Origin of the sequence: Geodermatophilus tzadiensis, assembly GCF_003002915.1 — a bacterium.
Classification (GTDB): Bacteria; Actinomycetota; Actinomycetes; order Mycobacteriales; family Geodermatophilaceae; genus Geodermatophilus; species Geodermatophilus tzadiensis.
In genome coordinates this window covers 65,339-78,246 of sequence record NZ_PVTG01000010.1, presented here as the reverse complement: position 1 = coordinate 78,246, position 12,908 = coordinate 65,339, and the positions used below count along the sequence as shown (strand labels likewise).

General features: G+C 76.3%; 12 protein-coding genes and 2 tRNA genes. 9 read left to right on the top strand and 5 right to left on the bottom strand.

Going from position 1 to position 12,908, the window contains the following annotated elements:
* Positions 1 to 160: 160 nt before the first annotated feature.
* Positions 161 to 682: a MarR family winged helix-turn-helix transcriptional regulator gene (locus LY71_RS13780; protein WP_106278451.1), complete on the bottom strand. Its 522-nt coding sequence runs from the start codon at positions 680 to 682 to the stop codon at positions 161 to 163.
* Between the two features lie 25 nt (positions 683 to 707).
* Complete coding sequence (locus tag LY71_RS13775; RefSeq protein ID WP_106278448.1) at positions 708 to 1,745, bottom strand: hypothetical protein; 1,038 nt, start codon at positions 1,743 to 1,745, stop codon at positions 708 to 710.
* A gap of 198 nt (positions 1,746 to 1,943) precedes the next feature.
* On the opposite strand from LY71_RS13775, the gene LY71_RS13770 reads away from it, so the two are divergent.
* Complete coding sequence (locus LY71_RS13770) at positions 1,944 to 3,260, top strand: alpha-hydroxy-acid oxidizing protein (protein ID WP_106278446.1); 1,317 nt, start codon at positions 1,944 to 1,946, stop codon at positions 3,258 to 3,260.
* Positions 3,261 to 3,513: 253 nt separating this feature from the next.
* Here the strand turns inward: LY71_RS13770 and LY71_RS13765 are convergent.
* The 3 genes from LY71_RS13765 to LY71_RS13755 all read right to left on the bottom strand — a co-directional run bounded on the left by LY71_RS13765 (position 3,514) and on the right by LY71_RS13755 (position 5,002).
* Positions 3,514 to 3,586, bottom strand: a tRNA-Arg gene (locus LY71_RS13765).
* 21 nt (positions 3,587 to 3,607) lie between these two features.
* A tRNA-Ser gene (locus LY71_RS13760) sits at positions 3,608 to 3,696 on the bottom strand.
* Between the two features lie 70 nt (positions 3,697 to 3,766).
* On the bottom strand, positions 3,767 to 5,002 hold the full coding sequence (locus tag LY71_RS13755; protein ID WP_245887884.1) for an MFS transporter: 1,236 nt from the start codon (positions 5,000 to 5,002) through the stop codon (positions 3,767 to 3,769).
* A gap of 65 nt (positions 5,003 to 5,067) precedes the next feature.
* Here LY71_RS13755 and LY71_RS13750 point away from each other — a divergent pair, with 65 nt between their 5' ends.
* The 8 genes from LY71_RS13750 (at position 5,068) to LY71_RS13715 (ending at position 12,902) form a co-directional block, all read left to right on the top strand.
* Positions 5,068 to 5,601, top strand: coding sequence for a CGNR zinc finger domain-containing protein (locus LY71_RS13750; RefSeq protein ID WP_106278444.1), 534 nt, complete (start codon positions 5,068 to 5,070; stop codon positions 5,599 to 5,601).
* Positions 5,602 to 5,634: 33 nt separating this feature from the next.
* Positions 5,635 to 7,077, top strand: a complete 1,443-nt coding sequence (locus tag LY71_RS13745; protein ID WP_106278442.1) for a bifunctional phosphatase PAP2/diacylglycerol kinase family protein — start codon at positions 5,635 to 5,637, stop codon at positions 7,075 to 7,077.
* Positions 7,078 to 7,207: 130 nt separating this feature from the next.
* Positions 7,208 to 7,753: a DoxX family protein gene (locus LY71_RS13740; RefSeq protein ID WP_106278440.1), complete on the top strand. Its 546-nt coding sequence runs from the start codon at positions 7,208 to 7,210 to the stop codon at positions 7,751 to 7,753.
* Entirely contained in the window at positions 7,750 to 8,802 is a 1,053-nt protein-coding gene (locus LY71_RS13735) for a PHP domain-containing protein (protein WP_106278677.1), read from the top strand. The genes LY71_RS13740 and LY71_RS13735 overlap by 4 nt, the downstream gene beginning before the upstream one ends.
* Positions 8,803 to 8,894: 92 nt before the next feature.
* Positions 8,895 to 9,845, top strand: a complete 951-nt coding sequence (locus LY71_RS13730) for an alpha/beta hydrolase family protein (protein WP_170121358.1) — start codon at positions 8,895 to 8,897, stop codon at positions 9,843 to 9,845.
* A 377-nt stretch (positions 9,846 to 10,222) separates the two neighbouring features.
* Positions 10,223 to 11,062 (top strand): glycosyltransferase family 2 protein, encoded by an 840-nt coding sequence (locus tag LY71_RS13725; protein ID WP_106278436.1) that lies wholly within the window; start codon positions 10,223 to 10,225, stop codon positions 11,060 to 11,062.
* Positions 11,059 to 12,081, top strand: coding sequence for a glycosyltransferase family 2 protein (locus LY71_RS13720; RefSeq protein WP_106278434.1), 1,023 nt, complete (start codon positions 11,059 to 11,061; stop codon positions 12,079 to 12,081). Before LY71_RS13725 ends, LY71_RS13720 begins: the two co-directional genes overlap by 4 nt.
* Positions 12,078 to 12,902, top strand: coding sequence for a polysaccharide deacetylase family protein (locus tag LY71_RS13715; RefSeq protein ID WP_106278432.1), 825 nt, complete (start codon positions 12,078 to 12,080; stop codon positions 12,900 to 12,902). The genes LY71_RS13720 and LY71_RS13715 overlap by 4 nt, the downstream gene beginning before the upstream one ends.
* Positions 12,903 to 12,908: the final 6 nt, after the last annotated feature.

Sequence of the window (12,908 nt, the reverse complement as noted above, 5' to 3'; positions counted from 1 at the left end):
ACGACGGTGCACTCCGCGAGCATGATCGCGCCCTGCCCGACCGGGGCACCCGGCAAACACTACGGGCTTGAAGTTCCCCGTGGTGACTGACTGGAACGGCCCCCTCGCAGGGTCCCGCACGGGAGCGGAGCGAGCGGGCGGGGGGCGAGGGGGTCCTTCTTCAGCGGCGGATCCGGGTGGCCGCGGACACCCGGGCGAGGGCGTCGGTGACCACGGCCGCGTCGTCCCCCAGGAGGGCGAGCAGGTGCGCGACGAGCTCGTCGTGGGTGGCCGCGGCGGCCCGGACGCGGTCGCGGCCGGCGTCGGTGAGCCGGGCGTGCAGCAGCCGCCGGTCGCCGGGGCGCCGCTCGCGCACCACCAGGCCCTGCTCGACCAGCCGGCCGACGGTGCTGGTCACCCCTGCCCGCGACAGGCCCAGGGCCTCGGCGACCTGGCCCATCGTGGCCCGCTCCCCCGGCGCCTCGGCGATCCGGCGCAGCGCCTCGAAGCCGGTGAGCGACAGGTCGTGCTCGCGGTGCAGCGCGGAGTCGACGCGGTGGGTGATCCGGTCGTGCACCTGGACGATGCGCAGCCACGTCTCGGCCGGCCGCGGTGCCGCGCCGGAGAGCGCCGCGGGGTCGGCCGGGACCTCGTCGGGCGGGACGGTGCCGGACGGGGCGGCCAGCACGTCCTCGGGGAGCATCCTCCCAGTCTGGCCGACCGGGCCCTCAGGCGCTCCCGGTCGGCCGGGCGGCGACCGCCGGGCGGCGCCGCGCCGCGGCCAGCACCAGCCCGCCCGCGCTGACGACCAGCGCCAGGCCGGCCGCGACCAGCGGGACCGGCAGCGGCCCGGGCTCGGCCGGGGTGGCGGCCGCGGCCACCTGCAGGCGCACGGCCGCGGTGACCGCGGAGTCCGTGCCCGCGAGCTGCACCGTGGCCGGCCCGGCGGTCACGCCGTCCGGGAGGGAGACGGTCACCTCGACGGTGCCGTCCGGCCCGGCGGGGACCGTGGTGAGCACCTCGCCCCCGGCCACCCGCACGGTGACCGCCTCCCCGGGGGTGAACCCGGTGCCGGTGAGCACGACCTGCCCGCCGGCGGGCACCTGGCGCGCCGAGGCCGAGACGGCGCCGACGGAGGGACCCCCGGCGACCGGGCCGTCGGCCGGCGCCCCGGGGACCGGGGGAGGCGCGGGCAGCCCGGGCAGCGGGTGGACGTCGGGCACCGGCGTCGGGGACGACGGCGCCTCCGCCACGGACCCGGCGCCGGACGAGGGCGCCTCCGGCGCGGGCGCCGGGGAGACGTCCTGCGGCGGCTGCGGGGCGGTGATCGCCGCGCAGTCCGCCTCGGCGGGCCGGGTGTAGTCGTGCCCGTCCAGCTCGTCGACGTGGGTGAGGCCCGAGCCGTCGAGGGCGGCGTACTCCAGGCGGGTGTCGATGGTCTCGCCCCAGTCGACGTCGCCGGTGCGCAGCACCACCGTGGCGCCGGGCTGGACCTCCGCCGAGTCCTCGCCCTCGGGGCGGCGGGTGGTGGCGAGCGTGACCGCGTAGGCGACGGTCCCGGCGGTCACCTCCACGACCACACCGCCGGCGCGGCAGCTGGGGCCGTGGGTGACCAGCGCGTCGGGACGGGTGGGGTCGTCGACGGCCGCGGCGGGCAGGGCGGTGGCGACGCCGAGCGCCAGTGCGCCGGCCACGGTGGACAGCAGCAGGAGCCCCGTCGTCAGGACGGGGCGGGGCGGACGCCGGAGCGTCGTCCCGACCGGCACGGATTCCCCCTCGAGCGGTCGTGCGGCGCCGCACGCGGTGGTTCCGCCCGGGACGCGCCCCCATGATGCGGTGCGTGACCAGGCGTGGACGAGGAGTCCCGGCGCGGTGCTGGTCACCGGCGGCGTGTCGTGACGCGGGCGTGTCATACCGGCCGGTACGGGTCCGGAACCGGTGAGCCGGGTCACTACGGTGGCGCCGTGGACTCAGCAACCGGGACCGGACGCCAGCGCCAGAACGAGGTCTACCGCGCCGGGGTGTACGGGCGCAGGCCGCTCGTCCCGACCACCGCGCGGCCGCTGCAGCGCCGGGCGCGGGCCCGGCTGACCGCCCGCGCCTACGCCTACGTCGCGGGCGGCGCCGGCGAGGAGCACACCCAGCGGGCCAACCGCGCGGCCTTCGACCGGTGGGCCGTCGTCCCCCGGGTGCTGCGCGACGTCAGCGCCCGCGACACGTCGGTCGAGCTGTTCGGCCGGCGGGTCCCCGCGCCGCTGCTGCTCGGCCCGGTCGGCGCGCTGGAGCTGGTGCACCGCGAGGCCGACCTCGCGGTGGCCCGCGCCGCGGCATCGCTGGGCGTGCCCTTCGTCTTCTCCAACCAGGCGTCGGTGCCGATGGAGACCTGCGCCGCCGCGATGGGCGACGCGCCGCGCTGGTCCCAGCTCTACTGGTCCACCTCCGACGAGCTGGTCGAGAGCCTGGTGGCCCGCGCCGAGGCGGCCGGCTGCGAGGCGCTGGTGGTCACCCTGGACACCACGATGCTCGGCTGGCGCCCGCGCGACCTCGACCTCGGCCACCTGCCCTTCGCCCTCGGCAAGGGCATCGCGCAGTACACCTCCGACCCGGTGTTCCGGCGGCTGGTGGAGCAGCGGGTGGCCGAGGCCGGGGACGCCGCCCCGGCGCGGGCGGGCGAGGCCGCGGGGCGCGACCGCCAGCCCCGCCCGACGCTGTCCGCCGTGCTGGCGATGGTCGGCATGGCCCGCGCCTGGCCCGGCCCGCTGCGGGAGAACCTCCGCTCGCCGCTGCCGCGGGCCGCCGTCGAGACGTTCCAGGCGATCTACTCGCGCCCCTCCATCACCTGGGCCGACCTCGCCTGGCTGCGCGCCCGCACCCGGTTGCCGATCCTGCTCAAGGGCGTGCTGCACCCCGACGACGCGCGGCGGGCGCTCGATGAGGGGGTCGACGGCGTGGTGGTGAGCACCCACGGCGGGCGGCAGGTGGACCGCTCGATCCCCGCCCTGGACGCGCTGCCCGACGTGGTGGCGGCGGTGGGCGACCGGGCGCCGGTGCTGCTCGACAGCGGCGTCCGCAGCGGCGCCGACGTGCTGGTCGCCGTCGCCCTGGGCGCCCGCGCGGTGCTGCTGGGCCGGCCCTACGCCTGGGGGCTCGGCCTGGCCGGGGAGGCCGGCGTGCGCCAGGTGGTCGCCGACGTGCTCGGCGAGTTCGACCTGACCCTGGGCCTCACCGGGCACACGTCGGTCGGCGAGCTCACGCCCGAGGTGCTGCGCCGCGTGGCATGAGCGACACGCCCGGGCGGACCCGGGGTTGACTCTCCCTGTGACGCGGCTCACAGTGGTCGTGGGCGGGGGCAGCCGGCAAACGAGTGGCCACCGACAGCTCGGTGGATCGACCAACGCGGCCAGACCGCCAGGACCGGCCCCCCGCCCCACACATCCACACCCCGTGCGGCCACGCCCCGCACCCGACCCCGGAGACACCGCGGCCCCGCCCTCCACGAGGAGGACGGGGCCGCGGTGCTGTCTCAACCAGACGTGCACCCGAAGGGATTCGAACCCCTAACCTTCTGATCCGTAGTCAGATGCTCTATCCGTTGAGCTACGGGTGCGTGCTGTGCAGTTGTCGTGCGCGGAGGCTCCGGGATTTGAACCCGGGATGGGGATTAACCCAAACCGCATTAGCAGTGCGGCGCCATAGACCGGACTAGGCGAAGCCTCCCGGGGTCCGAGTCCCCCCGGAACCACCGCCGACGAGACTACCAGCGCCCCTCCCGCGGTCCCAGGGTGGGTCAGACGGCCACCCGCTCCGGCGCCGCGGCCGGCACCGGACGGCGGCCGGGCACCAGGGTCACCAGCACCGCGAGCGCCGCCCCCGCGACGGCCAGCACGAGGCTGCCGGTCACCCCGGACGGGCCGTCGATCAGCGCGCCACCGAAGGCCGCGCCCAGTGCCGAGGCGCCGGTCGCGATCGTCGACAACCAGGTGAAGGCCTCGGTGGTCGCGTGCGCCGGGGCGAGCGCGCCGACCAGCGAGTTCTGCACGGTGAGCGTGGGTGCGATCGCCGTCCCGCCGAGGAACAGCAGCGCGCCGAGCACCCACGGGCTGGACGCCGCGGTCAGCGGGGCCAGCCCGATGGTGACGCCGAGCAGCAGCCAGCGGTACTGGCGCGGCAGCGAGGCGCTGACCACCCGGGCGCCGAACCACAGCCCGCCGGCGACCGAGCCCAGCGACCACAGCGCGAGCAGCAGGCCGGACAGCCCGGGCGAGCCGGCGGAGTCGGCGAACGCCGGGACGGCGACCTCGAGCGCGCCGAAGCCGAGCATCAGCGCCGTGCCGCTGAGCAGCACCCGCGGCATGCCGGGAGCGAGCACCGTGGCGAACGGGCTGGTGCGGGACGCCGCCGGCGCCGGCACCCACCCGCGCACGGCCGTCGACGTCGCGATGCCGGTCGCGCCGGCCACCGCGAGCGCCCCGGCCACGGCCAGCGCCCACGCCGGGGCGGCCAGCACCGCCAGCGTCGCCACGAGCGTGGGGCCGGCCACGAAGACCAGCTCGGTGGCGGTGGCGTCGAGGGCGTAGGCGGTGCCCCGCACGCCCGGGTCGACGCGCGACCACGTCGCGCGGACCGCGCCCGAGACCAGCGGCGTCCCCGCGCCGGCGGCGGCCGAGGCACCGACGACGGCGACCGTCGGTGCGCCCCCGAGGACGACGGCGACGAGCAGGGCGAGCAGCAGCGGGTAGACCGCGGCCTGGGCGAGCAGGACCGGGCGCGGGGTGCGCCGGTCGGCGAGCCGCCCCAGCACCGGGGCCATCGCCGCCATGGCCAGGCCGTAGGTGGCCGCGGCGAGCCCGGCGACGGCGTAGGAGCCGGTCTGCTGCTGCACCATGAGCAGCAGCGCCAGCGGGACCATCGCCGACGGCAGCCGGCCGGCGAACCCGGCGACCAGCAGGACGGGTGCGGACGGCAGACGCCAGACCGAGAGGTAGGAACGCACGACGAGCACCCGCTTCACCACTTGCAGCACCAGGAACAGTAGTTGGTCAATCGACGTTGACCACCTACAACACTAGCAGGGCGGTAGGGAGTCACATGGACTACGACACCTACGGGTCGAACGCGGTCGAGCTGGCCATCGACCTGGCCAACGCCGACCGGGACGCCGATCCCGGCTGGGCCGACGCGTTCCTGCGCGCCCACGACGAGTGGTTCACGATCGAGACGCCCCTCGAGCTCTCGCCGGCCGAGGCCCGCCGGGCCGCCGCGACCGCCGACCTGGTGCGGGCGGTCGCCGTCGCCGCGACCCAGGACGAGGTCATCGCCCGGCTCAACGAGCTGCTCGCGCTGGCCCGCCCGCACCCCTACGCCACCGACCACGACGGCGAGCTGCACCTGCACTACGCCCGCCCCGACGCCCCGGCCCTCGAGCAGCTGACGACGACGGTCGCCATGGGCCTGTCCCAGGTCGTCGCCCAGCACGGGTGGCAGCGGCTGGGGGTCTGCTCCGCCGAGGGCTGCGACGACGTCTACGTCGACACCTCGCGCAACGCCAGCCGGCGCTACTGCTCCAACACCTGCGCGAGCCGCTCGACCGTGGCCGCCTACCGCGCCCGCCGGAAGACCTGACGCCGGTCCGGACGGGGCCGTAACGTCCCGCGGGTGACCCCGCTGCGGCTCCGGTACTGGGACGCGCGGCTGCACGCCGCGATCGGGGCGCTGCCGGACTCCCCCGCCGACCGGTGGCTGCGCCGGCTGTCCACCACCGCCGACCACGGGAAGCTCTGGTTCGCCGTCGCCCTCGTGCTGGGGCTGCGCCGCGGGCCGCTGCGCCGCGGCGCGCTGCGCGGGGTCTGCTCCCTGGCCGTGTCGAGCACCGTGGTCAACGCCGTCCTCAAGCAGGTCTTCGGCCGGGTGCGGCCCGACCTCGCCAACCTGGCCAGCCACCGCCGGCTGGCGCGGGCGCACCACACCTTCTCCTTCCCCAGCGGCCACTCCGCCTCGGCCGGGGCGTTCGCCGCGGGCGTGGCCCTGGAGAGCCCGCTGGCCGGCGCGGCCCTGGGACCGCTGGCGCTCGCGGTCGGCTACTCCCGGGTGCACGTGGGCGTGCACTACCCGGGTGACGTCGTCTCGGGACTGGCCATCGGCACCGGGGTCGCCCTGGCCGGGCGGCGGTGGTGGCCGGTGCGGCCGACCCGGCCGGCGCGGGTGCGCCCGGCCTCGGCGGCCCCGTCGCTGCCCGGCGGCGAGGGCCTGGTGGTCGCGGTCAACCCGCGCTCGGGCCCGGACGGGTACGACCCGGTGGCGGCCGTCCGCGAGCTGTTCCCGGCCGCCGAGGTCCTGACCGCCTCGCCGGAGAACGGCGTCGACGCCCTCCTCACCGAGGCGGCGCGGTCGGGCCGGGCCGTGGCGCTCGGGGTGGCCGGCGGGGACGGCAGCGTGGCCGCCGCCGCGGCGGTGGCGCTCGAGCACGGCCTGCCGCTGGCCGTCGTCCCGGCCGGGACGCTCAACCACTTCGCCCGCGACCTCGGCGTCGAGACGCCGCAGGAGGCGGCCGCGGCGGTCGAGCAGGGACGCGCGGTGTGCGTGGACGTCGCCGAGGTCAACGGGGTGCCCTTCCTCAACACCGCGAGCATCGGCGCCTACCCCGAGATGGTGCGGCGGCGCGACGCCCTGGAGGGCCGGCTGGGGCGCTGGCTGGCCACCGCGGTCGCCGCCGCGCAGGTGCTCCGCGACGAGCAGCCGGTGTCGATGGTGGTCGACGGCCGGCCGGTCGAGGTCTGGATCCTCTTCGTCGGCAACTGCCGCTACACCCCGCGCGGGCTGGCGCCGGCGTGGCGGCCGCGGCTGGAGGACGGGCTGCTCGACGTCCAGTACCTGCGCGCCGACGTCCCGTTCAGCCGCACCCGGGCGGTCCTCGGCGCGCTGCTGGGCGTCAGCGACCGCAGCTCCGGCTACGCCACCGTGGCCAGCCCGGAGGTGCGGGTGCAGCTGTGGTCGGGTCCCGAGCCGCTGGCCTACGACGGCGAGACGGCGCCCCCGGCGTCGTCGTTCCACTTCCGCAAGCGCCCGTCGCTCACCGTGTACTGCAGCCGGACCGACTGAGCCCCGCCGCCGGCGTTGGACGGGCGGGTCACCGCGTGGATCACTACGGTCCCGGTCAGGGTGTCCCGCGCGGCTCGCCGGGCAACAGGGTCACCGCACCGCACACGTCCACCGACGGAAGAGGTCCTCCATGTTGGTCCGCCGGATCGCCCGGCCCCTGCTCGCAGCGTCGTTCGTCTACGGCGGCGTCGACACCCTGCGCAACCCGCAGACGCGGGTGCCGGGCGCGCGGCCGGTCGTCGACCAGATCGCCCGGGCCGCGGACGAGCAGCTGCCCGTCCAGGTGCCCCGGGACGTCGAGCAGTGGGTGAAGGTCGACGCCGCGATCAAGGTCGGTGCCGGCTCGCTGTTCGCGCTGGGCAAGCTGCCGCGGCTGTCCGCGCTGGTGATGGCCGGCAGCATCGTGCCGACGACGCTGGCCGGCCACCGGTTCTGGGAGCACGAGGACCCGGAGGAGCGCTTCGGCCAGCTGTCGAACTTCCTCAAGAACGCCGGCCTGCTCGGCGGGCTGCTGATCGCCGCGGTGGACACCGAGGGCCGCCCGTCGGTCGGCTACCGCGCCCGCCGCGCCGCCCGGCGCGCCTCCACGGCCACCGAGCGCAGCGTCGAGCAGGCGCAGAAGCGGGCCGCCAAGGCCGAGAAGCGCGCCCAGAAGCAGCTCAAGAAGGCCAGCTGACCACGCCGCTCCCGCCCGCGGCCGCGCTCCGGAGGATCGCCTTCCTCCTGGAGCGCGCCCGCGAGCCCACCCACCGGGTCGCCGCGTTCCGCACGGCGGCCGCGGTCGTCGACGCCCTCGGCCCCGAGGAGCTCGACCGGCGGATCCGCACGCGCACGCTCACCGACCTGCGCGGCATCGGCCCCAAGACCGGCGCGGCGATCGTGCAGGCGCACGCCGGCGAGGTGCCGGAGTACCTCGCCCGGCTGGAGGAGACGCACGCCGAGCTCGTGCCGCTCGCCGACGACGTCGCCGAGTTCCGCGCCACCCTGCGCGGCGACCTGCACACCCACTCCGACTGGTCCGACGGCGGCAGCCCGATCCGCGAGATGGCCGAGGCCGCGATCGGGCTGGGCCACGAGTACATGGCACTCACCGACCACTCGCCCCGCCTGACGGTGGCCAACGGGCTGACCGCCGAGCGGCTCGAGCGCCAGCTCGACGTGGTCGCCGAGCTCAACGAGGAGCTGCGCCCCTTCCGGCTCCTCACCGGCATCGAGTGCGACATCCACCTCGACGGCACCCTCGACCAGACCGACGAGCTGCTCGGCCGCCTCGACGTCGTGGTGGCCAGCGTGCACTCCGACCTGCGCGCCGAGTCCGCGGCCATGACCGAGCGGATGCTCGCCGCCGTCGCCAACCCGCACACCGACGTCCTCGGGCACTGCACCGGCCGGCTGCTCGTCCCCCGCGAGCAGCGAGAGGGACGGCGGCAGCGCCCCCGCCCGGAGAGCGCGTTCGACGCCGAGGCCGTCTTCTCCGCCTGCGTCGAGCACGGCACCGCGGTGGAGATCAACTCCCGGCCCGAGCGACTGGACCCGCCGCTGCGGCTGCTCGCCCTCGCCGTCGAGCTGGGCTGCAGCTTCGCCATCGACACCGACGCGCACGCCCCCGGGCAGCTCGACTGGCAGGGCAACGGCTGCGAGCGCGCCGTCGAGACGGGGGTGGACCCCGACCGCGTGGTCAACACGTGGAGCGCCGACGAGCTGCTGGAGTGGACGGCGGGCTGACCCGCCGCGCCCGCCCGTCCCGGCGCCCGTGAGACGCCTCACCGGGTGCCCTGGGTCCGGGGCCCTCCGGCCCGATGCCGGAGACTGAGCCCATGGTGAACCGCCGGCGCGACCGCGTCCTCCTCGCACTCGTGGCTCTCCTCCTCGTCGCCGGCTGCTCCTCCGCCACCACCGACGGCGAGCCCGCACCGGCCGAGCCCACCGGGCTGGAGGTGACGAGCACGACCGTTCCCCTCGAGGACCCGTCGAGGCCGACCGTGGACTTCGAGGGGAACCAGCTGCAGGCGAGCCGGACGCTGGAGACCACGATCTGGTACCCGGCCGACGGGGACGGCCCCTACCCGCTGGTCGTGTTCAGCCACGGGTACCTCGCCTCGCCCGAGGCCTACGAGGAGCTGCTCAGCCGCTGGGCCTCGGCCGGCATCGTCGTCGCGGCGCCGCGGTTCCCGCTGAGCGCCGAGGGGACCGAGGAGATCCGCGCCGACGTGGTGCAGCAGCCGGCGGACGTGTCCTTCGTCCTCGACCAGGTCCTCGAGCTGAGCCGGACGCAGGACAGTGACATCGCGGGGCTCGTCGACGAGGAGCGGCTCGCCGCGGCCGGGCACTCCCTGGGCGCGCTGACGACGGCCCTGCTGCGCAGCGAGGGGGACCTCGACGACCGGTTCGACGCCGCGCTCGTCCTCGCGGGCGGGGAGCTGACCTACCTCGTGCCGGAGCTCGGGCCGGTGCCGGCCCAGCCCTTCGCCCAGACCGGCCGGCCCCTGCTCTTCGTCCACGGCGGCCAGGACGACGCCATCCCGCTCGAGCAGGGCGCGGAGCTCTACGGCCGGGCCCCGGACCCCAAGGCCTTCATCGAGGTCCCCGACGCCGACCACAGCCGCGCCTACGACGACGCCTCCTCCCCGACCTGGCCGGTCGTCGCCGAGGCCACCACCGACTACCTGCTGTGGGCGCTGGACATCGACCCGGAGGGGCTGGCCCTCATGCGCTCGGCCGTCGACGGGTCCGGGACGGCCGAGCTCGTCGACGACCGGCTCGGCTGACCCACGACGGATCCGTCGGCGCGTGCCCGTCCGGGGGACGTGCCCACCCGGACGGGCGACCCACCCCGCTACCCCGCTGCGCTGCGCGTTCCCGAGCGGGGCGTCGTTCACCCCATGACGTGACGTGTCCTGCACTCTGTGGACAGGACCGCGACCCTCGGTCAGCATGGGATGCGACGCCGGCCAGGTGGCACGGGGACCCGCACACCGAGGTGCCGTCACGCGTCCCGGTGCTCCTGCGCCGACTGACCGGCCAAGAGGACACCACTCAGCAGCAGCACCACGGGTAGCGATGACCCGTCGGGCGACATGGTCGCCACGGACCCGACGGCGAGCAGAGGCGAAACCGGACCCGTTCCCGCAACGAGAGGACGGGCATGCGCCCACACGAGGGCACCGCTCTGCACCACCGCCGCACCCACGCCGCGCCGCGCATCAGCGTGGTCATCCCCACGTACAACGAGGCCAAGAACCTCCCGCACGTGTTCGGCCTGCTCCCGGACGACCTGCACGAGGTCATCGTGGTCGACGGGCGCAGCGTCGACGACACCGTCGAGGTGGCCCGCCGGCTGCGTCCCGGCGTCGTCGTCGTGCGCCAGAACCGGCGCGGCAAGGGCAACGCCCTGGCGTGCGGCTTCCAGGCGGTGACCGGTGACGTCGTGGTCATGCTCGACGCCGACGGGTCGGCCGACCCGCGGGAGATCCCGGCCTACGTCGCGGCGCTCACGGCCGGCGCCGACTTCGCCAAGGGCACCCGCTTCGCGCCGGGCGGCGGCAGCGCCGACATCACCCGGCTGCGCGCCTGGGGCAACCGGTGGCTCAACCGGATCGTCAACGTGCTCTACGGCACCTCCTACAGCGACCTCTGCTACGGGTACAACGCCTTCTGGACGCACTGCCTGCCGGTGCTCGCGCTCGACGCCTCCGAGGGCGAGCGCGACCACAAGGCCTGGGGTGACGGGTTCGAGATCGAGACGATCATCAACACGCGCGTGGCCAAGGCCCGGCTGACCATCGCCGAGGTCCCCAGCTTCGAGTTCCCCCGCCTGCACGGGCAGAGCAACCTCAACACCTGGCGGGACGGCATGCGGGTCCTGTGGGCCCTGCTCGTCGAGCGGGTCAACGGCGCCCACGGGACCGTTCCCCGGCCCTCGGCGGCCGAGTGGGCGGCGCCCCTGCCCCGCGCCGGAGTGGTGGACGTCGAGGAGGTGGCATGACCTCCGTCGCCGTGGTCGTGCCCTGCTTCAGCGAGGCCCGCTGGACCGACATCCTGCGCGCGGTGGACTCCGCGGTGGCGCAGACCGTCCCGGTCGAGCTGATCGTGGTCGTCGACCACAACGACACCCTGCTGCACCGGCTGCGCCGCGAGGTCGGGGACCGCGCGCGCGTGGTGGCCAACCAGTACTCCCGGGGTGCCTCCGGCGGCCGCAACACCGGTGCGCTGGTCAGCACGGCCGAGCTGATCGCCTTCCTCGACGACGACGAGGTGGCCGAGCCGGACTGGATCGAGGAGCTGCTGCGGGCCCACCGCGCGGCTCCCTTCGCCACCGGGGTCGGGGGCGCGATCGAGGCACGCTGGCCGGACGGCGCGCCCCGGTGGTTCCCCCGGGAGTTCTCCTGGGTCGTCGGCGGCTCGATCCCCCGGCGCGGGGGCACCGACGTCCGCAACGTCTGGGGCGCCAACATGCTGGTCCGCCGGACCGCGCTGCTGGCGGTCGGGGGCTTCAGCGACGACTTCGGCAAGGTCGGTGAGGCCTCGCAGCCCGAGGACACCGAGCTGTGCCTGCGCCTCAACGCCCACACCGGCCCCGGCGCCCGCTGGCGGTTCACCCCGTCCGCGGTGGTCTGGCACGAGGTGCCGCCGGAGCGCCGGACGTTCCGCTTCTTCCTCCGCCGCAGCCACCTCGAGGGCGCCGGCAAGCGGCACATGGCGGCGCTCCCGACGGCCGGCGAGCACGTCCTGGCCGAGGAGGCCGCCTACGTGCGCTCGGTGCTGCTGGCCGGCGTCGGCCGCAACCTCGCCGCGGCCCTGCGCGGCGACGTCGCCGGCGGGCTCGGCCGGGCCGCCGCCATCCTGGCCGGGGTCGCGGCAGCGGGGCTCGGGTACCTCACCGCACGGCCGGGCGGCCACCGGCCGGCCGTCCCCGTGGCCGTCGTCGACGACCTCGCGCGCGAGACCCCGGGCGAGGGCGGGGCCGCGCCGGCCCGCCGTCCCCGGGCCGGAGGCGCACGATGAGCGCCCGGACCGCGGCCGCCGACCTGCTGCGCCCGTCGGTGCGGTGGCGGATGCCCGTGCTGATGTACCACTCGACCCCTGCGACGCCGCCGGCCACGCCGGACGAGCACGCCGTCCCCGTGCACGAGCTCGCCGAGCAGCTCGGCGCCCTCGCCGCGGACGGCTGGCGCCTCCTCGGCCTCACCGAGGCGCTCGCCGCCCGCGCCGCCGACCCCGACGCCCGGGTCGTGGGCGTGACCTTCGACGACGGGCTGCTCGACTTCACGCACGCGGTGGAGGTGCTCGTCTCGCTGGGCGCCCGCGCCACGATGTACGTCCCCACCGCCGACGTCGGCCTCCGGCTGCCGCCCGGCGACCCGCACGGGTCCCGGCTGAGCTGGTCGGAGCTGGCCGACGCCGCCGAGGCCGGCGTGGAGATCGGCAGCCACTCGGTCGACCACCGGACGCTCGACACGCTCTCCCCCGGCGACCTGCGCCGGGAGGTGGTCGACAGCCGCCGGGCCATCGAGGACGCCCTCGGCCGGCCGGTGGTCTCCTTCTGCTACCCCCACGGCTACTCCAGTCGCCGGGTCGCGCGCGCGGTCGCCGAGGCCGGCTACTCGAACGGGTGCATCGTCGGGCGGAGGATCGCCACCTCCGCGGACGATCCGTACCGTCTCCCCCGCCTGCACGTCCGGCCGGGGGACACCGGCGAGGCCTTCCGGGCGCTCGTCGAGAGGGGCGAGCCCGGGCTCGCGCCGCACGTCAAGCGCGCCGCCGCGCCGGCGTGGCGCACCGCTCGCCGCGCCGCCAAGCACGTGCTGGGCCGCGAGCTGACATGAGCTGCA

Bases quoted from the DNA above. Each gene is read 5' to 3' on its own strand.
- LY71_RS13780 (WP_106278451.1), bottom strand. From the start codon at position 682: ATGCTCCCCGAGGACGTGCTGGCCGCCCCGTCCGGCACCGTCCCGCCC.
- LY71_RS13750 (WP_106278444.1), top strand. From the start codon at position 5,068: ATGGACTACGACACCTACGGGTCGAACGCGGTCGAGCTGGCCATCGAC.
- LY71_RS13740 (WP_106278440.1), top strand. From the start codon at position 7,208: ATGTTGGTCCGCCGGATCGCCCGGCCCCTGCTCGCAGCGTCGTTCGTC.
- LY71_RS13730 (WP_170121358.1), top strand. From the start codon at position 8,895: ATGGTGAACCGCCGGCGCGACCGCGTCCTCCTCGCACTCGTGGCTCTC.
- LY71_RS13725 (WP_106278436.1), top strand. From the start codon at position 10,223: ATGCGCCCACACGAGGGCACCGCTCTGCACCACCGCCGCACCCACGCC.
- LY71_RS13720 (WP_106278434.1), top strand. From the start codon at position 11,059: ATGACCTCCGTCGCCGTGGTCGTGCCCTGCTTCAGCGAGGCCCGCTGG.
- LY71_RS13715 (WP_106278432.1), top strand. From the start codon at position 12,078: ATGAGCGCCCGGACCGCGGCCGCCGACCTGCTGCGCCCGTCGGTGCGG.